General features: G+C 74.7%; 16 protein-coding genes, 1 rRNA gene and 1 pseudogene. 15 read left to right on the forward strand and 3 right to left on the reverse strand.

Annotated features, from left to right (window positions below):
- The 3 genes from rrf to ACZ42X_RS32280 form a co-directional block, all read left to right on the forward strand.
- Positions 1 to 92 (forward strand): 5S ribosomal RNA (rrf, locus tag ACZ42X_RS32270); the annotation flags it as partial.
- A 240-nt stretch (positions 93 to 332) separates the two neighbouring features.
- A complete protein-coding gene (locus tag ACZ42X_RS32275; protein WP_468297774.1) occupies positions 333 to 1418 on the forward strand; it encodes a hypothetical protein in 1086 nt (361 codons plus the stop codon).
- Positions 1355 to 2116, forward strand: coding sequence for a tetratricopeptide repeat protein (locus tag ACZ42X_RS32280; protein ID WP_468297753.1), 762 nt, complete (start codon positions 1355 to 1357; stop codon positions 2114 to 2116). Before ACZ42X_RS32275 ends, ACZ42X_RS32280 begins: the two co-directional genes overlap by 64 nt.
- Before the next feature lie 48 nt (positions 2117 to 2164).
- On the opposite strand, the gene ACZ42X_RS32285 is transcribed toward ACZ42X_RS32280, so the two are convergent.
- Complete coding sequence (locus ACZ42X_RS32285; RefSeq protein WP_468297675.1) at positions 2165 to 3451, reverse strand: DUF1015 family protein; 1287 nt, start codon at positions 3449 to 3451, stop codon at positions 2165 to 2167.
- Positions 3452 to 3557: 106 nt separating this feature from the next.
- Here ACZ42X_RS32285 and ACZ42X_RS32290 point away from each other — a divergent pair, with 106 nt between their 5' ends.
- The 4 genes from ACZ42X_RS32290 to ACZ42X_RS32305 all read left to right on the forward strand — a co-directional run bounded on the left by ACZ42X_RS32290 (position 3558) and on the right by ACZ42X_RS32305 (position 7841).
- On the forward strand, positions 3558 to 4625 hold the full coding sequence (locus ACZ42X_RS32290) for an HAD-IIA family hydrolase (RefSeq protein WP_468297756.1): 1068 nt from the start codon (positions 3558 to 3560) through the stop codon (positions 4623 to 4625).
- Between the two features lie 311 nt (positions 4626 to 4936).
- Complete coding sequence (locus ACZ42X_RS32295; protein ID WP_361422436.1) at positions 4937 to 5950, forward strand: FecCD family ABC transporter permease; 1014 nt, start codon at positions 4937 to 4939, stop codon at positions 5948 to 5950.
- Positions 5951 to 5970: 20 nt separating this feature from the next.
- Positions 5971 to 6984 (forward strand): FecCD family ABC transporter permease, encoded by a 1014-nt coding sequence (locus tag ACZ42X_RS32300; protein WP_468297759.1) that lies wholly within the window; start codon positions 5971 to 5973, stop codon positions 6982 to 6984.
- A 35-nt stretch (positions 6985 to 7019) separates the two neighbouring features.
- Positions 7020 to 7841, forward strand: coding sequence for an ABC transporter ATP-binding protein (locus tag ACZ42X_RS32305; protein WP_468297678.1), 822 nt, complete (start codon positions 7020 to 7022; stop codon positions 7839 to 7841).
- On the opposite strand, the gene ACZ42X_RS32310 is transcribed toward ACZ42X_RS32305, so the two are convergent.
- Complete coding sequence (locus ACZ42X_RS32310) at positions 7830 to 8177, reverse strand: SCP2 sterol-binding domain-containing protein (RefSeq protein ID WP_468297681.1); 348 nt, start codon at positions 8175 to 8177, stop codon at positions 7830 to 7832. The genes ACZ42X_RS32305 and ACZ42X_RS32310 overlap by 12 nt on opposite strands.
- A 42-nt stretch (positions 8178 to 8219) precedes the next feature.
- Between ACZ42X_RS32310 and ACZ42X_RS32315 the strand changes: the two genes are divergently transcribed.
- The 8 genes and pseudogenes from ACZ42X_RS32315 to ACZ42X_RS32350 all read left to right on the forward strand — a co-directional run bounded on the left by ACZ42X_RS32315 (position 8220) and on the right by ACZ42X_RS32350 (position 16624).
- Entirely contained in the window at positions 8220 to 8606 is a 387-nt protein-coding gene (locus tag ACZ42X_RS32315; protein WP_468297685.1) for a hypothetical protein, read from the forward strand.
- Positions 8607 to 8613: 7 nt separating this feature from the next.
- Positions 8614 to 9429, forward strand: coding sequence for a TlyA family RNA methyltransferase (locus ACZ42X_RS32320; RefSeq protein WP_468297688.1), 816 nt, complete (start codon positions 8614 to 8616; stop codon positions 9427 to 9429).
- Positions 9426 to 10352, forward strand: a complete 927-nt coding sequence (locus ACZ42X_RS32325; RefSeq protein WP_468297691.1) for an NAD kinase — start codon at positions 9426 to 9428, stop codon at positions 10350 to 10352. The genes ACZ42X_RS32320 and ACZ42X_RS32325 overlap by 4 nt, the downstream gene beginning before the upstream one ends.
- Positions 10353 to 10544: 192 nt before the next feature.
- A complete protein-coding gene (locus tag ACZ42X_RS32330) occupies positions 10545 to 11438 on the forward strand; it encodes an NAD(P)-dependent oxidoreductase (RefSeq protein ID WP_468297694.1) in 894 nt (297 codons plus the stop codon).
- A 130-nt stretch (positions 11439 to 11568) separates the two neighbouring features.
- Positions 11569 to 13287: a DNA repair protein RecN gene (gene recN / locus ACZ42X_RS32335; RefSeq protein WP_468297762.1), complete on the forward strand. Its 1719-nt coding sequence runs from the start codon at positions 11569 to 11571 to the stop codon at positions 13285 to 13287.
- Positions 13288 to 13481: 194 nt separating this feature from the next.
- Positions 13482 to 14235 (forward strand): annotated as a pseudogene (locus tag ACZ42X_RS32340) (hypothetical protein).
- A 90-nt stretch (positions 14236 to 14325) separates the two neighbouring features.
- Positions 14326 to 15453: a glycosyltransferase family 4 protein gene (locus tag ACZ42X_RS32345; protein WP_468297697.1), complete on the forward strand. Its 1128-nt coding sequence runs from the start codon at positions 14326 to 14328 to the stop codon at positions 15451 to 15453.
- 205 nt (positions 15454 to 15658) lie between these two features.
- Complete coding sequence (locus ACZ42X_RS32350) at positions 15659 to 16624, forward strand: YihY/virulence factor BrkB family protein (RefSeq protein WP_468297700.1); 966 nt, start codon at positions 15659 to 15661, stop codon at positions 16622 to 16624.
- 81 nt (positions 16625 to 16705) lie between these two features.
- On the opposite strand, the gene ACZ42X_RS32355 is transcribed toward ACZ42X_RS32350, so the two are convergent.
- Positions 16706 to 18364, reverse strand: coding sequence for a PucR family transcriptional regulator (locus tag ACZ42X_RS32355; protein ID WP_468297765.1), 1659 nt, complete (start codon positions 18362 to 18364; stop codon positions 16706 to 16708).
- Positions 18365 to 18415: the final 51 nt, after the last annotated feature.

Raw genomic sequence — 18415 nt, forward strand, 5'->3', positions numbered from 1 at the left:
CGCCCGGTTACATTCCGAACCCGGAAGCTAAGCCTTTCAGCGCCGATGGTACTGCAGGGGGGACCCTGTGGGAGAGTAGGACGCCGCCGAACAATCTTTCAAGGACCCTTGGTCCCAGCGTGCATGCTGGGACCAAGGGTCCTTTTTCAATTGCGCGGGATTTTCCCGAAGCGCGTCGGACGGCCGATTGCGCGAGAATGACTGCGGTACCCGAATGACAGGAGCCATGCCCATGTCCACCAACTCCTCCGACGATCGTCCGGAGCGCGAGCCGCGTCGTAGGGACGGTGGCGAGCGGGGCGGCTTCCGGCGCGATGACCGCGGGCCGCGTCGTGACGACAACCGTGGCGGTGGCGGTGGCTTCCGCCGCGACGACCGTCGCGACGACCGCCGTGATGACCGCCCGGCGTTCCGGCGGGACGACCGGCGGGACGCTCCGCGTGATGACCGTCGGGACGACCGTGACCGTGGGCCCCGTCGTACCGACGACCGGGGCGGCTACGGGCGCCGCGACGACCGGGGCGCGCGTCCTTCCGGCGGTGGCTTCCGTCGCGACGACCGGCGGGATGAGCGTCGTGACGACAACCGTGGCGGTGGCGGTGGCTTCCGCCGCGACGATCGGCGGGACGACAACCGTGGTGGCGGCTTCCGCCGTGACGACCGGGCTCCGCGGCGCGATGACAACCGTGGCGGCGGTTTCCGTCGTGACGACCGGCCGGCGTTCCCCCGGGACGACCGCCGTGACGACCGGGCTCCGCGGCGCGATGACAACCGCGGCGGCGGCTTCCGCCGGGATGACAACCGTGGTGGTGGCTTCCGCCGTGACGACCGTCGTGATGACCGGCCGGCGTACCAGCGCGATGACAACCGCGGTGGCGGCTTCCGTCGTGACGACCGCCGTGATGACCGCCCGGCGTTCCGGCGGGATGATCGGCGTGACGCTCCGCGCGACGACCGCGACCGTGGTGGGTTCCGTCGCGATGACCGGCGTGACGACAACCGCGGTGCCGGTTTCCGTCGTGACGACCGGCCGGCGTTCCCCAGGGACGACCGGGCGCCGCGGCGTGACGACCGGCGCGACGACCGCGACCGTGGTGGGTTCCGTCGCGATGACCGGCGCGACGACCGCGACCGCGGCACCTTCCCCCGCGACGACCGCATGCAGCGGCGGGACGACCGGCGCGATGACCGCCGTGACGACCGGCCCGGGTTCCGTCGGGATGACCGGGCGCGTGGGCCCCGTCGGGATGACCGGCGTGACGACCGGCGTGGTGGCGGCGGTGGCGGCTACCGGGGGCGGGACGACCGCGGTGGGTTCCGGCGCGAGGACCGGGACCGGGAGCCCATCAAGCGGCTGCCCATTCCGGCGGACGTCACCGGCGACGAGATCGACAAGGACGTGCGGCAGGAGCTCATGAGCCTGCCGAAGACGCTCGCCGAGGACGTCGCCAGGAACCTCGTGATGGTCGCCAAGCTCATCGACGAGGACCCGGAGCAGGCGTACGCGTACTCGCGCATCGCGCTGCGGCTCGCCTCGCGCGTGGCCGCGGTACGGGAGGCCGCCGGTTTCGCCGCTTACGCCACGCAGAAGTACGCCGAGGCCCTGGCCGAGTTCCGGGCGGCGCGGCGGATGACCGGCAGCGTGGAGCTGTGGCCCGTCATGGCGGACTGCGAGCGCGGGCTGGGCCGGCCGGAGCGGGCGATGGCGATGGCCGGTGAGCCCGAGGTGCAGAAGCTCGACAAGGCCGGCCAGGTCGAGATGCGGCTCGTGGCCGCCGGGGCCCGCCGGGACATGGGGCAGCTCGACGCCGCCATCGTGACCCTGCAGAGCCCGGAGCTGGCCTCGAACTCCATCCAGCCGTGGACCGCGCGCCTGCGGTACGCGTACGCCGACGCGCTGCTGGAGGCGGGCCGCGAGGACGAGGCGCGGGAGTGGTTCGCCAAGGCGCTGGAGGCCGACAAGGACGGCAGCACCGACGCCTCCGACCGGCTCGCCGAGATGGACGGCGTCGAGTTCGTCGACGCCGCCGTGAACGACGAGGTCCTGGACGAGGACGCGGAGGACGACGCGGACGAGCCGGACGCCGAGGACGGCGACCAGAGCGACCAGCGCTGACAACGAAAGGGCGGCACCCCATCCCGGGGTGCCGCCCTTTTTTGCGTTTCAGCCCAGCGTGAGGCTGCGGAGCACGAGGCCCGTCGCGGGCTTCGGGCCGAACGACGTCGACTTGCGGGGCATCGTGACGCCCTGGCGGGCGAGGTCGCGCACGACCTCTTCGCGTACCGGATGCATCAGGACCGCCGTGCCGCCTCGGCGGGCGGCCAGGGCGACGGCGGCCTCGGTGTCGTGGATGTACGCGATGTGCTCCGGCGTGTCCGGGACACGCCAGATGTGGTCGATCAGGGTGGCGTGCAGGACCGTGGCGTCGAGAGTGCGCCACGCCTCCGGGCGATCGGCGCGCACCGTGCGGACCAGTAGGGCGGGGTCCGGGCGGTCGATGAGGTGGAGGCGGCCGTCGTCGCCGGCGAGGAGGAAGGCGTTGCCCTCGGCGGCGGAGGCGAGGGCCTCCATGGCCGCCGGAAGCGGAGTGCCTTCGTCCAGGGTGCGTATCCGGAAGTGGGTGTCGAGGGCGGCGAGCGCGTCGGTGACGGGCAGGCGGTTCAGCAGGCGGTGGATGGCGCGGACCTGGAGGGGGTAGCGGGCCGTGTCGACGAGGAGGACCAGGCCGTAGTTCCAGGGGCCGGGGGAGGGGTGTTCCTCGCGCAGGCGCAGGTAGGTCGCCCAGCGGTGGTGGCCGTCCGCGATCAGGGCCTGGTGGTGGGCGAGGTCGGCGGCGATCCTGTCCATGTCGGCCGGGTCGGTGATGGCCCACAGGCGGTGGCTGAAGCCGTCCTCCGTGGTGGTGGCGAGGAGGGGGGCGCGCAGGGTGGTGCGTTCGATGACGGCGGTCGCGCCGGTGGCGCTGCCGTTGCCGCGGTAGGTGAGGAGCAGGGGCTCCAGGTTGGCGGCGGTCGTCCGCATCAGGGCCGCGCGGTCCTCGACGACGTGCGGCATCACGTCCTCGTGCGGCAGGACGACGCCCTCGGCGGGGGTGGAGAGTTCCAGGGCGCCGATGAGGCCGCGCTGGAGGAGGTCGCCCTTGCGCTGCTCGTACACGTACAGGGCGGGCTCGGGCTCCGGGGCGAGGACGCCGTCGGCGAGCCACGCGTCGAGGGTCTCGGCGGCCTGGCGGTGACGGGCGCCGTTGGTGGCGGCCTGCGGGAGGATCAGCCGGACGATGTTGTGGGGGTCGGCCGACTCCAGGTGGTTCAGGCCGTCGGGCCGTACGACGACGTCGTACGGCGGGGAGGTCACCGCGGCGAGGCTGCCGACCCGTTGGGCGTCGTAGCGCAGCCCACGGAAGGGGAGCAGGTGCAGACCGTCGTTGGCCGCAGGACCTGTGCTGTTCATCCCAGCATCGTATGTGGGACGCGCCATGAGCGATGATCGAGGGAGTGGATTCGCAGGGAGGACGACGGACATGGCGCTGCAGCGGCACGGCGACGGCACGGACGGCATGGACGGCACGGACCGGGCGGCGCAGGCTCCGGCGGCCGGGGCGGCCCGGACGCGGCCGAGCGGAAGCGCGACCGCGCTGAGCGAGGCGTACGACACCGCGCTGCTGGACCTGGACGGTGTGGTGTACGCGGGCGGAGAGGCGATCGCGTACGCCGTCGACGCGTTGGAGGCGGCGCGGGCCGGTGGCATGCACCTGGCGTACGTCACCAACAACGCGCTGCGGACACCGGAGGCCGTGGCGGCGCATCTGACGGAGCTGGGCGTGCCGGCGGAGGCGACGGACGTGGTCACCTCCGCGCAGGCCGTCGCGCGGCTGATCGCCGAGCAGGTGCCGCAGGGGTCGCGGGTGCTGGTGATCGGCGGTGAGGGGCTGCGGGTCGCGCTGCGCGAGCGCGGGCTGGTGCCCGTGGAGTCCGCGGACGACGACCCGGCGGCGGTGGTGCAGGGGTACGGGGGGCCGGAGCTGCCGTGGGGGCGGTTCGCGGAGGCGGCGTACGCCGTCGCGCGCGGGGTTCCGTGGTTCGCGTCCAACACCGACCTCACGATCCCCGGCCCGCGGGGCATCGCGCCCGGGAACGGCGCGGCGGTGGAGGTCGTCCGCATCGCGACGGGCGCGGAGCCGCAGGTCGCCGGCAAGCCGCTGACGCCGATGCACCGCGAGACGATCCTGCGGACGGGCGCGGAGCGGCCGCTGGTGGTCGGGGACCGGCTCGACACGGACATCGAGGGCGCCTTCAACGGGGGCGTGGACTCGCTGCTCGTGCTGACCGGAGTGACCGACCCGGCGCAGCTGCTCGCGGCCGTGCCGGAGCACCGGCCGACGTACGTGGACGCGGATCTGCGGGGGCTCCTTACCGGGCAGCCCGAGGTGACGGGGTCGGCGACGGACGGGTTCGTCTGCGGGGGCTGGACCGCGTCGGTGAGCGGGGGCGGCGCGCTGGCGCTGGAGGGCGAGGGCGAGACCCTGGACGGGCTGCGGGCCTTGTGCGCGGCGGCGTGGGCCCAGGCGGGTGCGGGGGCGTGCGGGCTGGACGCCGGGAAGGCGCTGGCGCGGCTGGGGTGGTGAGGGTTCGTCAGGGGAGCGATCCCTCGCGGGGCGGGCGGTCGCGTGAGCGGCCGGACGTGGGAATGGGGCTCTTCGGCGCGGTCCCGCCGTGGCCCGCCGGTCCGGTGGCCCGATCGGCGGCCGTTCGTCGTTCCGCCGTCGGCGCGTCGGCTCCGCGGTCCGCCCCTTCCGTCTGTTTGCAGCCGTTGGTTCCGTACTCTCCTCGGCTGCCACGCCGCGGCTGTGCAGGTCAGGCGGCTGGTGGCGAAAGGAGGATAGGCTAACCTAACCGGGTGTTGGTCGAGAGTCCTTCCGAAGTGAGCGCGGAGCCGATACCCGCCGCCCAGCCGCGCAGGCGCCATTCGGTGCGTGCGCTGGGGCTGCTGGGGGCCGTCGGTGTCCTGCTGCTGGTGTGTGTCGCGAGCATCGTGATCGGTGCCAAGCCGGTTCCCGTCGGGGATGTGTGGCACGGCGTGTTCCACAACTCCGGTACCGGCAACGACGTCGTCATCGCCGAGCTGCGCATGCCGCGCACCCTGATGGGACTGCTCGTCGGTGTCGCGCTCGGGCTGTCCGGGGCCGTCATGCAGGCGCTGACCCGGAACCCGCTCGCCGAGCCGGGGCTCATGGGCGTCAACGCGGGCGCCGCCGCCGCCGTCGTCACCGCCATCAGCTTCTTCGGGATCACCTCCCTGTCCGGGTACGTGTGGTTCGCGTTCGCCGGGGCGGCGCTCGTCTCCGTCGTCGTGTACGTCCTCGGCGGCAGCCGCAGCGCCACGCCCGTGCGCCTCGCGCTCGCCGGGACCGCCGCCACCTTCGCGCTGTACGGCTACGTCAACGCCGTACAGCTGCTGGATGCGGCGGCGCTGGACCGGCTGCGGTTCTGGACCGTGGGCTCGCTGGCCACCGCCGACATGGCGACCGTCGGCAAGGTCGCGCCGTTCGTCGTGGTCGGGGTCGTCCTCGCGCTGCTGATCGCGCGGCCGCTCAACGCCATGGAGATGGGCGACGACACCGCCCGCGCGCTGGGCGCGAACCTCAACCGCACGCGCGTGCTCGCGATGGTCGCGGTGACGCTGCTGTGCGGCGCCGCGACCGCCGCCTGCGGGCCCATCGTCTTCGTCGGGCTCGCGGTGCCGTATCTCGTACGGGCGCTCACCGGCCCCGACATGCGGTGGATCCTGCCGTACGCGGCCGTCCTCTCGCCGGTGCTGTTGCTCGGCGCCGACGTCATCGGGCGGGTCGTGGCCCGGCCGGCCGAGCTCCAGGTGGGCATCGTCACCGCGGTCATCGGCGGGCCCGTCTTCATCCACCTCGTACGCCGCAAGAGGATGGCCCAGCTGTGAAAGCGACACGCGTGATACGCATGCCCGGCGGGCTCTCCGTACGGGTCGAGCCGCGCGGCCTCGGCGTCGCCCTCGGCCTGCTCCTGGTGACGCTCGCGGCCGGGGTCGTCCTCATCGGCAGCGGTGACTTCCCCCTCGCCCCCGGCGACGTCGTCGCCACGCTCCTCGGCGACGGCACGGTGGTGCAGGACTTCGTCGTGTGGGACCTGCGGCTGCCGCGCGTCCTCGTGGCGGTCCTCGTCGGGGCGGGGCTCGGCCTGGGCGGCGCGGTGTTCCAGTCCCTCACCCGCAACCCGCTCGGCAGCCCCGACATGATCGGCTTCGGGCAGGGTGCGACCGTCGGCGCGCTCACCGTGATCGTGCTCTTCGACGGTGACTCCGCCGCCGTCGCGGCCGGGGCCGTCGTCGGCGGCCTGCTGACCGGCGCGGCCGTGTACCTGCTCGCCTGGAAGCGGGGCGTCCACGGGTTCCGGCTCGTCCTCGTCGGCATCGGTGTGGCGGCCATGCTCACCGCCGTCATCCACTACCTGATCACCAAGGCGAACCTGGTGGACGCCACCCGCGCCACCGTCTGGATGACCGGCTCGCTGGAAGGGCGCGACTGGACCCAGTTCTGGCCGCTGCTCGCCGTGTCCTGCGTGCTGATCCCCGTGGTCCTCGCGTACGGGCGGCCGCTGCGGATGCTGGAGATGGGCGACGACGCGGCGTACGCCCTCGGCGTGAAGGTGGAGCGCACGCGCGTGGCGCTCACGGCCTCCGCCGTCCTGCTGGTCTCCGTCGCCACCGCCGCCGCCGGACCCATCACCTTCGTCGCGCTCAGCGCCCCGCAGGTCGCCCGCCGGCTCACCCGCTCGCCCGGGCCGAACCTGGGCGCCTCCCTGCTCACCGGTGCCGCGCTGCTGCTGATCGCGGACTGGACCGCCACGAACGCCTTCGGGGACCGGCAGCTTCCGGTGGGCGTGGTGACCGGCGTCGTCGGCGGTGTGTACCTGCTGTGGCTGCTGGTCACGGAGCGCAGGGCAGGCCGGATATGACCCCCACGAACCACGAGAACGCCAGGAGTACGTCCATGCAGCGCCAGCACCAGCGGCTCAGCGCCGAGTCGGTCACGCTCGCCTACGAGCAGCGGATCATCGCCCGCGATCTGTCGGTCGAGATCCCGGACAACTCCTTCACGGTGATCGTCGGCCCCAACGCCTGCGGCAAGTCGACGCTGCTGCGCGCGCTGTCCCGGATGCTGAAGCCCGCCGAGGGCCGTGTGCTCCTCGACGGCCAGGCCATCCACTCCATGCCCGCCAAGAAGGTCGCCCGCACGCTGGGCCTGCTGCCGCAGTCGTCCATCGCGCCCGACGGCATCACCGTCGCCGACCTCGTCGCCCGCGGCCGCTACCCGCACCAGGGGCTGCTGCGGCAGTGGTCCCCGGAGGACGAGCGGATCGTCCAGGAGTCGATGGACGCGACCGGCGTCGGCGAGCTCGGCGACCGGTACGTCGACGAGCTCTCCGGCGGCCAGCGCCAGCGCGTGTGGATCGCGATGGCGCTCGCCCAGCAGACGCCGCTGCTGCTGCTCGACGAGCCCACGACGTTCCTCGACATCCAGCACCAGATCGACGTGCTGGACCTGTGCGCCGAGCTGCACGAGACGCAGGGACGCACCCTGGTCGCCGTCCTGCACGACCTGAACCACGCGGCGCGGTACGCCACGCACCTCATCGCCGTACGGGGCGGGGAGATCATCGCCGAGGGTCCGCCGAGCGAGATCGTCACCGCGGAGCTGGTCGAGCGGGTCTTCGGGCTGCGCTGCCAGGTCATCGAGGACCCGGAGACCGGGACTCCGCTGGTGGTGCCGGCCGCGCGCAAGGCCCGGGTGGCGCCCGCGCTACAGAAGTGAGCGCAGCCGCAGGACGTCGCGGAAGCCGGCCTCCAGCCTGACGCGGCCGGAGGCCCAGGCCCTGGCGAAGTTCAGCCCGCCGTCCACCAGCGCCACCAGGTCGTCACCGGTCATCGCCAGCCGGATCTCGGCCCGCTCCGGTGGCGGCCCCTCGACCTGGTCGCCGACCTCGATCCGGCCGCCCGCGAGGCGGCCGGTGAAGGTGACGTCGAGGTCCGTGATGTGGCAGCTGAGCGTGCGGTCGAGGGCGGTGGCGTCGCGCACCTCGCCGTTCGCCCGCGTGAGGCTGTCGGAAAGTCTGTCGAGTGCGCTGCGGCACTCCTCGATCGTGGCCATCGCCACCGACCGTACCCCAGCGCTTCGCGGTAGCGTCTGGGCATGAGCGACGTGATGCCCGAGGAGGGGGGCCCGGGGACGGCCCTGGCGACGGGCCCGGTGACGGCCACGGTGACGCCCGCGCCGGCGGTGACGCCCGCGCCGGCGGAGGCGTACGAGCCCGACGCGCACGACTCCGGCGCGCACGACTCCGGCGCGCACGAGCCCGGGGCGCACGAGCCGGCGGCGCCTGCGCCCCTCGGCGTGGAGCGCGTGCCCACCGGCCATCCCGGGGTCGACGCCGGTCTCGAGCGGCTGGGCGACGCCGACCACCTCCCTGCGGACGGTCACCTCGAGGTGTACGAGGATGTACACAGGGGGCTGCGGGACGCGCTGACCGCGCTCGACGCGCGCCCGCCGATGCCTTCGCCGTACGAACACAGGAGCTGAACCGAACGTGGCAGGAGTCGCACGCCGCCGTCTCGACGCCGAGCTGGTACGCCGCAAGCTCGCCCGCTCGCGCGAGCACGCGAGCCAGCTGATCGCGGCGGGGCGGGTGACCGTCGGCGGCGCCACCGCGACCAAGGCCGCCACCCAGGTGGAGACCGCGGCCGCGATCGTGGTCGCCCAGGACGACACCGACCCCGACTACGTCTCGCGCGGCGGGCACAAGCTGGCCGGGGCGCTGGAGGCGTTCGTACCGCGCGGGCTGAAGGTGGAGGGACGGCGGGCGCTGGACGCCGGCGCGTCCACCGGCGGCTTCACCGACGTGCTGCTGCGCGCCGGGGCCGCGCACGTCGTCGCCGTCGACGTCGGGTACGGGCAGCTCGCCTGGTCGCTGCAGAGCGATGAACGCGTCACCGTCAAGGACCGTACGAACGTACGTGAGCTGACGCTGGACGCGATCGACGGAGAGCCGGTGGACCTGGTCGTGGGAGACCTCTCCTTCATTCCCCTCGGGCTCGTGCTGCCCGCCCTGGTGCGGGTCTGCGCGCCCGACGCCGACCTGGTGCTGATGGTGAAGCCGCAGTTCGAGGTGGGCAAGGAGCGGCTGGGCAGCGGGGGAGTGGTCCGCAGCCCGGAGCTGCGCGCGGAGGCGGTGCGGGGCGTGGCGCGCCACGCCGCCGAGCGGGGGCTCGGTGTGCTGGGCGTGACGGCGAGCCCGCTGCCCGGGCCGTCCGGCAACGTCGAGTACTTTCTGTGGCTGCGGGCGGGGGCGCCCGCCCTGGATCCGGCGGATGTGGACCGGGCTGTGGCGGAGGGACCTCGGTGACATCGACGACAGCGGCACCACAAGCGACGACCGGACGGACCGTCTTCCTGCTCGCGCACACCGGCCGGCCGGCTGCGGTGCGCAGCGCCGAGCTGGTCGTCCTCGGGCTGCTGCGCAGCGGCATCGGCGTACGCGTCCTGGCGGCGGAGGCGGCGGACCTGCCGCTGCCGCCGACCGTGGAGACGGTCCCCGAGGCGACGCCCGGCGTGCTCGACGGCTGCGAGCTGCTGATCGTGCTCGGCGGTGACGGGACGCTGCTGCGCGGCGCCGAGTTCGCGCGCGCCTCCGGCGTGCCGATGCTGGGCGTCAACCTGGGGCGGGTCGGCTTCCTCGCCGAGGCCGAGCGCGACGACCTCGACAAGGTCGTGGACCGGGTGGTGACACGGGCGTACGAGGTCGAGGAGCGCATGACCCTCGACGTCGCCGTGTACGAGAACGGCGACGTGCTGCACACCGACTGGGCGCTCAACGAAGCCGCCGTCCAGAAGGTGTCGGCCGAGCGCATGCTGGAGGTCGTCCTCGCGATCGACGGGCGGCCGGTGACCGGGTTCGGCTGCGACGGCGTGATCTGCGCGACGCCGACCGGCTCGACGGCGTACGCCTTCTCGGCGGGTGGGCCGGTGATCTGGCCCGAGGTGGAGGCGCTGCTGATGGTGCCGATCGGGGCGCACGCGCTCTTCGCCAAGCCGCTGGTGACCACGCCCGACTCGGTGCTGGCGGTGGAGGTCGAGCCGCACACGCCGCACGGCGTGCTGTGGTGCGACGGGCGCCGCACCGTCGAACTGCCCGCCGGCGCGCGGGTGGAGGTCCGCCGGGGCGCCGTGCCCGTACGGCTGGCGCGGCTGCACCACGCGTCGTTCACCGACCGGCTGGTGGCGAAGTTCGCCCTGCCGGTGTCGGGGTGGCGGGGGGCGCCGCACTAGGGGCGGTGGACGGCGACCCTGTCCGGGGCCTGCTCCGGCCCGTGCCGGACGTCCTGGACGTCGCGGCTCCTGGCTGCGCGAAGGCGTGCCACCGGGGCGGCGGCGGGCCCGCCTTGGGCGGGTGTGCGCCGCGCGAGGGCGATGGCGCAGACTTTCGGGCGGGCGCGGTCGTACGAGTGAAGTGAGGTTCCGATGGCGAAGGTCGCCGTGGTGGGCGTGGGCATCATGGGCGGGGGCATGGCCGAGAACCTGCTCCGGCACGGGCACGAGGTGGTGGTGTGGAACCGCAGCCCCCGGCGCGTCGAAGGGCTTGCCGCCGCCGGCGCGGTGATCGCCGCCACCCCGGCCGAGGCCGCCGGCCGGGCCGACGTCGTCTTCGAGGTGACGGCCGACGACGCCTCGTCCCGGCAGGTGTGGCAGGGGCCGGACGGCATCCTGGCCGGAGCGCGGGAGGACGCGGTGCTCGTCGCCTCGGCGACGCTCTCCGTGGGCTGGGTGGAGGAGTTGGCCGCCGCGTGCGAGCGGCAGGGCGCGGTCTTCTTCGACATGCCGCTGACGGGCGGGGCCGCCGGCGCCAGGACCGGGAACCTGGTGCTGCTCGCCGGAGGCGACGCCTCCCGGCTCCCCGGGCTGCACGAGGTGTTCGACGCCATCGCCAAGGAGGTCAAGCACTTCGGACCGGCCGGTGCGGGCACCCGCTTCAAGCTGGTCCTCAACGCCCTCCAGGCCGTCCACCTCGCCGGACTGGGCGAGGCCCTGCGTCTGGCGGAGGCGGTGGGCCTCGACCCGCTCCAGGTCGGGCCCGCGCTGGTGGAGCGCCCCGGCGGTGTGGTCACCCAGCTCGCCTGGGACAGCTACCTCAGCCCGCCGGAGCCCGCCAACTTCCAGGTGGAGTGGGCCCACAAGGACCTCACCTACGCCGCCCGCATGGCCGGGGAAGCCGGTGAGGACCGGCACCCGCTCCTCGACGGCGTGCTGGCGCAGTTCGACGCTGCGCTCGCCGAAGGCCGCGGACGGCGCGACTGGAGCGCGGTCAACCCGGTGCACTCCGGCGGCGCCGCCGGCCCCCGCCACTCCGTGGAGTGACATCCGGGGAGCACGTAGGTTGACCGGGGCCCGGATGACGCGGGCGCGACCTGCGGGATCGGCGACGCGGGGCGGGGGCCGTCGCACTCCGGGCTCCGGACCTCGTAAGGTCTTCTCCGTGCTGGAGGAGATGCGGATACGGTCGCTCGGAGTCATCGACGACGCGGTGGTCGAGCTGTCACCCGGTTTCACCGCGGTGACCGGCGAGACCGGTGCGGGCAAGACCATGGTGGTGACGAGCCTCGGGCTGCTGCTCGGCGGGCGCGCCGACCCGGCCCTGGTGCGGATCGGCTCGCCGTCGGCCGTCGTCGAGGGCCGGATCAGCGTGGCGCCGGGCGACGCCGCGGCGGTACGGGCCGAGGAGGCGGGCGCCGAACTCGACGACGGCGCCCTCATCGTCAGCCGCACCATCTCGGCGGAGGGCCGCTCGCGGGCGCACCTGGGCGGGCGCTCCGTGCCCGTCGGCGTCCTCGCCGAGCTCGCCGACGACCTCGTCGCCGTACACGGCCAGACCGACCAGCAGGGCCTGCTCAAGCCGGCCCGGCAGCGGGGCGCGCTCGACCGGTACGCGGGGGAGGCGGTCGCCGGGCCGCTCGCCGGGTACAGCGAGGCGTACCGGCGGCTGCGGGCCGTCTCCGCCGAGCTGGAGGAGCTGACCACGCGGGCGCGGGAGCGGGCCCAGGAGGCCGATCTGCTGCGCTTCGGACTCGCCGAGATCGAGGCGGTCGAGCCCCGCGCCGGTGAGGACGCCGAGCTGGCCGCCGAGGCCGAGCGGCTCGGCCACGCCGAGGCGCTCGCGTCCGCCGCCGCGCTCGCGCACGGCGCGCTCGCCGGCAACCCGGAGGACCCGGAGGCGGTCGACGCGACCACCCTCGTCGCGGGCGCCGGCCGGGCCCTGGAGGCCGTACGGTCGCACGACCCCGCGCTGGCGGCGCTGGCCGACCGGATCGGCGAGATCTCGATCCTCCTCGCGGACGTGGCGGGCGAGCTCGCCGGATACGCCGACAACCTGGACGCCGACCCGCGGCGGCTGGCCGCCGTCGAGGAGCGGCGGGCCGCGCTCACCTCGCTCACCCGCAAGTACGGCGAGAACATCGACGCCGTACTGGCGTGGGCGGAGGACGGTGTCGCCCGGCTCACCGAACTGGACGGCGACGACGACCGGATCGGCGAGCTGACGGCCGAGCGGGACACCCTGCGCGACGAGCTCTCCGGGCTGGCGCAGGCGCTCACGGACGCGCGCACCGAGGCGGCGGCGCGGTTCGCCGACGCGGTCACGGCGGAGCTGGCGTCGCTCGCCATGCCGCACGCGCGGGTGTCCTTCGCCATCCGGCAGACCGAGGATCCGGAGGGTGTGGAGGTCAACGGCCGGACGGTGGCGTACGGGCCGCACGGCGCCGACGAGGTCGAGCTGCTGCTCGCCCCGCACCCGGGCGCCCCGCCCCGGCCGATCGCCAAGGGAGCCTCGGGCGGTGAGCTCTCGCGCGTGATGCTCGCGGTCGAGGTGGTCTTCGCCGGCACGGACCCGGTGCCGACGTACCTCTTCGACGAGGTCGACGCGGGTGTCGGCGGTAAGGCGGCGGTGGAGATCGGGCGGCGGCTGGCCAAGCTCGCCAAGTCGGCGCAGGTCGTGGTCGTCACACACCTGCCGCAGGTGGCGGCCTTCGCCGACCGCCAGCTGCTGGTCGAGAAGACCAACGACGGCTCCGTGACCCGCTCCGGCGTCACCGTCCTGGAGGGCGAGGACCGGGTGCGGGAGCTGTCGCGGATGCTGGCCGGCCAGGAGGACTCCGAGACGGCGCGGGCGCACGCGGAGGAGCTGCTGGCGGCGGCGCGGGCGGACGGCTGAGGGGCGCCCGGCGGGGCCTGCGGGTCCCGCCGCGCCCGCCGGGCTCGCCCGGCCTCCTGCCGCGCCGACGACGGGTGCTTCCTGGAGCTGGACCTCGTCATGGGTAGGCCCTCCTCACGAATTCGATCGGTACGTGACAGAGAGTGACAGACGCCACTGACAACGGGCCCTGACCGCGTCCTAGGCTGGCACTCATGATCGAGAACTTGCGCAGGAGTGCCATCGCGTTCGGGCTCGCCGCCGGGGCCACCCGTGCCGTCTACGCCGGGCTGCGGCGGCGCCGGGGCGGCGACCGGCGGTGGGAGCGGACCAACTACGCCGGGCGGGCCGTCGATCTGTACGCCGGGCCCGCGGTGGCCGTGGGCGCCGCCCTCGGCGCGCTCCCCGCCCCCACGCGCGCCGCCGCCGCGCCGGCCGTTCTCGCGGCCGGGGTCTGCGGAGCGTACGACGACCGCAACGGCGACCACCGGCGCGGCTTCCGCGCCCACCTCGGGGCCCTGCGCGACGGGGAGGTCACCAGCGGCGCCGTCAAGCTCTTCGGGATCGGGGCCGCCGGGCTCGCCGCGGGCGCACTGCTCAAGGCGCGGCCCGTCGACAAGGTCCTCGCGGGCGTGGTCATCGCCGGTACCGCGCACCTCGTCAACCTCATACGTACGCCCCGGGCGGGCCGCCCTCGCCGTGCTCACGCTCAGTACGCCGGGGCTGCTGCGCGGGCCCGAACCGCTCGCCCTCGCGTCCATGGGGGCCGCCGCAGCCATCGTCGGCGACGACCTGGGGGAGCGCACCATGCTCGGCGACGCGGGCGCCCACGCGCTGGGCGCGGCACTCGGCACAGCGATCGCCGCCGCCAACGGCCGGGTGGGACTGGTGGTCCACGCGGCCGGGGTCGTCGCGGCGGCGGTGTACGGGGACCAAGTCAGCCGACGTATCGCAGGTTCACCCATGTGAGTGATGCGGGCTGCGAGGTTACGCCACCGGACACGGGAACGGGGCCTCGCTGGTGCCGGAACGCGCGTACGGACTGGCATTCTTGGGCGCGTGACACAGCTGCGTACGGTCCAAGTGCTCGGCGGCGGCAGCGCGGGCAGCAGCGCTCATGTCAGATCACTGGCCGCCGGGCTGGTGGCGAGGGGCGTGCGGGTGACCGTGTGCGCCCCGGCCGAACTCGACCACGACTACGACTACCTCGGCACCGGCGCGCACTTCGTGCCCGTGCCGCGGCGCAGTGACCCCCTCGCCATCGCCGTGCTGCGCGCCGCGTGCGCCGGCGCGGACGTGGTGCACGCGCACGGCGTGCACGCCGGAGTGCGGGCGGCGCTGGCGCTCGGCTCGCAGGCGCAGCAGCGCCGGCGCGTGCCGCTCGTCGTCACCTGGCACACGCGTACGCTCGCGGACGGGCCCGCCCGGGCGAGGCTGCTCCGGCTGATGGAGCGCAAGGCCGTGCGGGCGGCGGCCGTCGTGCTCGGTACGTCGTCCGAACTGGTGGACCGCGCGCGGCGGCGCGGCGCCCGCGACGCCCGCCTCGGCCCCGTCTCGATCCCCGCGCCCCGGCGCGGCCCCGAGGCCCCGGACGGCAAGGCCCGCGCCGACCTCGGCGTGATGGACCGGCCGCTGCTCATGGCGGTCGGCGCGCTCGAAACCCACCGGGGCTACGGCACGCTGCTGGACGCCTCCCGGCTGTGGCTGCGCCACGACCCCGTGCCGCTGGTCGCCGTCGCCGGCGAGGGGCGGCAGCGGGGCGCGCTGCAGCGGCGCATCGACACCGACGGCCTGCCGGTACGGCTGCTCGGGCGCCGCGACGACGTCACCTCCCTGCTCGCCGCCGCCGACGTGGCGCTCCTCCCCAGTCGCTGGGAGGCCCGCGCCCCACTGGCCCAGGAGGCCCTGCGCCTCGGCGTCCCGCTGGTCGCGACGGCGGTGGGCGGAGTGCCGGAACTCGTCGGCGACGCGGCGGTCCTGGTGCCGTACGGGGACGCGGGCGCGCTGGCCCAGGCGGTGTCGGGGCTCCTCGCCGACCCGGTGCGGCGGGCGGAGCTGGCGGCCGCGGGGCGGGTGCAGGCGGGGACGTGGCCGACGGAGGACGAGACGGTGGTGCAGGTGCTGAGCGTGTACGACGAGCTGTGCGCGCGTTCACGAATCCGTAGACAGCCCCCTCAGAGCCCCTGACGAGGGCGCGCCCCCGCTGTGCGCCCCCTCACCTGTGCGCCGCGGGCGGCGGGGGCAAGGGCGGTCCGCACCGGCGGGACGGGCAGGACTGAGGACCGCGTGGGTATACGCCCTCCCCCAGGGGGCACATGGCAGGCACTATCCATGCGGTGGGGACTGCCGCACGCGGGGAAGAGACTGCCGGCGCCTCGGCGGAAGGGACGACATGGGCACGGTCGTGCATGTGCCGCAGACGCGGGACATGGTCGGGGAGGAGCTCTCCGGTGACGAGGCGTTCACCGCGCTGCGCCACTACGGAGGACGCGAGCTGTTCCTCGACTCCTTCGTCCGTTTCCGGTACGCGGACGGCTTCAGCTTCGCCCGTTCCCTGGGGTACCAGGTCGTTCTCGGCATCGTGCCGTTCACCATCGCCCTGGTGGGAGTGGCCACGACCATGCACAGGGAGGGCCTCGGGCAGGCCATCGAACTGGCGTTGGCAAGGATCGTGCCGGGAACCAGTGCGGACCTGGTCCGGCAGGCCCTGAGCGACACCCGGCGCAGCGCCGGGGCGGACATCGCGGGCGCCGTCGCCATGTGGCTGGGGCTCGGTTTCGCCATCCTCAACCTCGCCTCCGCCATGGGGCAGATCGAGCGTGGCTGCAACCGGATCTACGGCATCGAACGCGATCGCCCCTTCCTCGCCAAGTACGGCCGGGGTGTGCTGCTGGCCGTGTGTGCGGGGCTCCCCCTGGGCGGCGGCTTCCTGGCCATCGTCGCCGGCCGGGACATCGGCGAGTCGGTGGTCCAGGCGTTGCACTGGTCCCCGTCGCTGCTCGACTGGTGGCAGCCACTGCACATTCCGGTCGGGGTACTGCTCGCGGCGCTGGCCTCGGCCGTGATCTTCCGCTGGGCACCCCGCCGCGACCAGCCCGGCTACACATGGCTCGTCTTCGGTTCGGGTGTCCACCTGCTGCTCTGGGTCGTTGCCACCTGGCTGCTCGCCCTCTACATCGGCAGGAGCGGCTCGTTCGGCGCCGTGTACGGCCCCCTCACGGCTTTTGTCGCGCTGCTGCTGTGGGCCAACGTGACCGGCATCGCCCTCTTCCTCGGTATCGCCTTCGCCGCTCAGCTCGAAGCCGCCAGGGCGGGCATCAAGGAGCCGGTCCACCCGGACCCGGGACCCGGCGCCTGACGCTACGCGGCGAATAGGCCGGGTCCCCGCCGGAGGTGCGGGACTCCCCCTGTCCGCGGGAGATGTCGCGCCGGGCCCGCATCAGGAGGTGTGCCGCCGGGCCCGCAGGGCCAGGGAGAGGGCCAGGACCGTCTGGGGGTCGTCGAGGTCCGTGCCCAGGAGGTCGCCTATGCGGGCCAGGCGGTTGTAGAGGGTCTGGCGGTTGAGGTGGAGTTCGCGGGCCGTCTCCGCCTTGCGGCCCGCGTGGGCCAGGTACGTCTCCAGGGTGGGGAGCAGGGGCGGGCGGGAGGTGCGGTCGTGGTCGCGGAGGGGGCCGATCGCGCGGTCCACGAAGGCGGCCAGGGCGGCGCCCTCGCCGTGGTGGCTCAGGCGCCACAGGAGCAGGTCGATGTCGAGGCGCCGCGCGTCGTACCAGGGGCGGTCAGGGAGGCCCTGCGCGGCCGTCGCGGTCTCGGCCGCGTGGCGCAGGCCCGCCGAGGCCGCGGCCCAGTTGCCCGGGACGCCGACCACGACGACCGGCGCCCCGGCGCCCGTGGGTTCGAGGCCCGCGCGGGAGACGCCCGCCCGCAGCGCGGCCGCCACGCGGTCGGCGACCGCCGTGCGCTCGGACTCGGTGCGCAGGCCCAGCAGCAGCGGCACCCGGCCCTCGACCGGGCGGACGCCCAGCAGTACGGGGACGCCCACCGCGCCCAGCTCCTCCAGGACGGCCCGGGTCAGCAGGGACCAGTTCCCGGCGGGCGGCGACGCCGAGGCCAGGCGCATGACGACCGGCAGCAGGGGGCCGTCGCCCGGCTTGAAGCCGAGCACCCGGGCCTGCGCCGGCGCCTCCTCGGCGGGGATGCGGCCCTCCGCGAGGTCCGTCAGGAAGTCGCCCCGGCCCCGCGCCGCGAGCTCCTCCTCCTGCCGGGCCTGCATCAGCACCACCGCCAGGATGCCCGCCGCCCGCTCGGCCGCCATGCGGTGCACGGGGGACAGCACCCCCGAGACGGACAGGATCACCAGCCGGGCCCGGACGGCCGCCGCGCCCGGGCCGCCGCCCGGCACGTCCACCAGCACCGCGCCCGCCGGCGGCTCCGCCTCCCGCGCCGCCCGCTGGCCGCGCAGCCCGTCCCACACCTGGAGCGGATCGGCGCACGAAGGGCCGGACTCGGTCCCGGCGGCGTACAGCAACTGCCCGTCCGCCGTCTCCAGGAAGACGGGGTTGGCGGCGAAGTCGGCCAGGATGGAGAGCACCTGCGGCACCCCGCCCCCGCCCAGCAGCGCCTCCGTGCACCGCCGGTGCACCTCCTCGGCCTGCCGCAGCATCGCGTAGTGGCCGTTGACGATCTCGGTGTGGACCTCCTCCGTGACCGAGACGAAGGGCACCTCCCGGTGCAGCTGCACCAGCGGCAGGCCCGCCGCCCGGGCCGTCTCCACGATCGTCGCCGGCAGCCGCGAGAACCTCGGCCCCAGCTCCACCACCAGCGCCGCGATGCCCCGCTCCGCCAGCCGCCGCACGAACGCACGCTGCTCGGCCGGGCGCGTACCCAGGCCGAGGCCCGTCGTGAGCAGCAGCTCGCCGCCCTTCAGCAGCGACGCGATGTTCGGCACCTCACCGGCGTGCACCCAGCGCACCGTGCGGTGCAGCCGTTCCGCGCCCGCCACCACCTCCGGCAGACCACCGCGCAGACCGGGCAGCTCCAGCGCGCGCCGCACGGTGATCCCGCCACCGTGATCGCCCCGGCTGCCCTGACCATCCATCGAGCTCATGCAGCCGGACGCTACCGGCCCCGCCGCCGCGCCGACATCACG

The sequence above is a fragment of the Streptomyces sp. NPDC030862 genome (assembly GCF_055571835.1).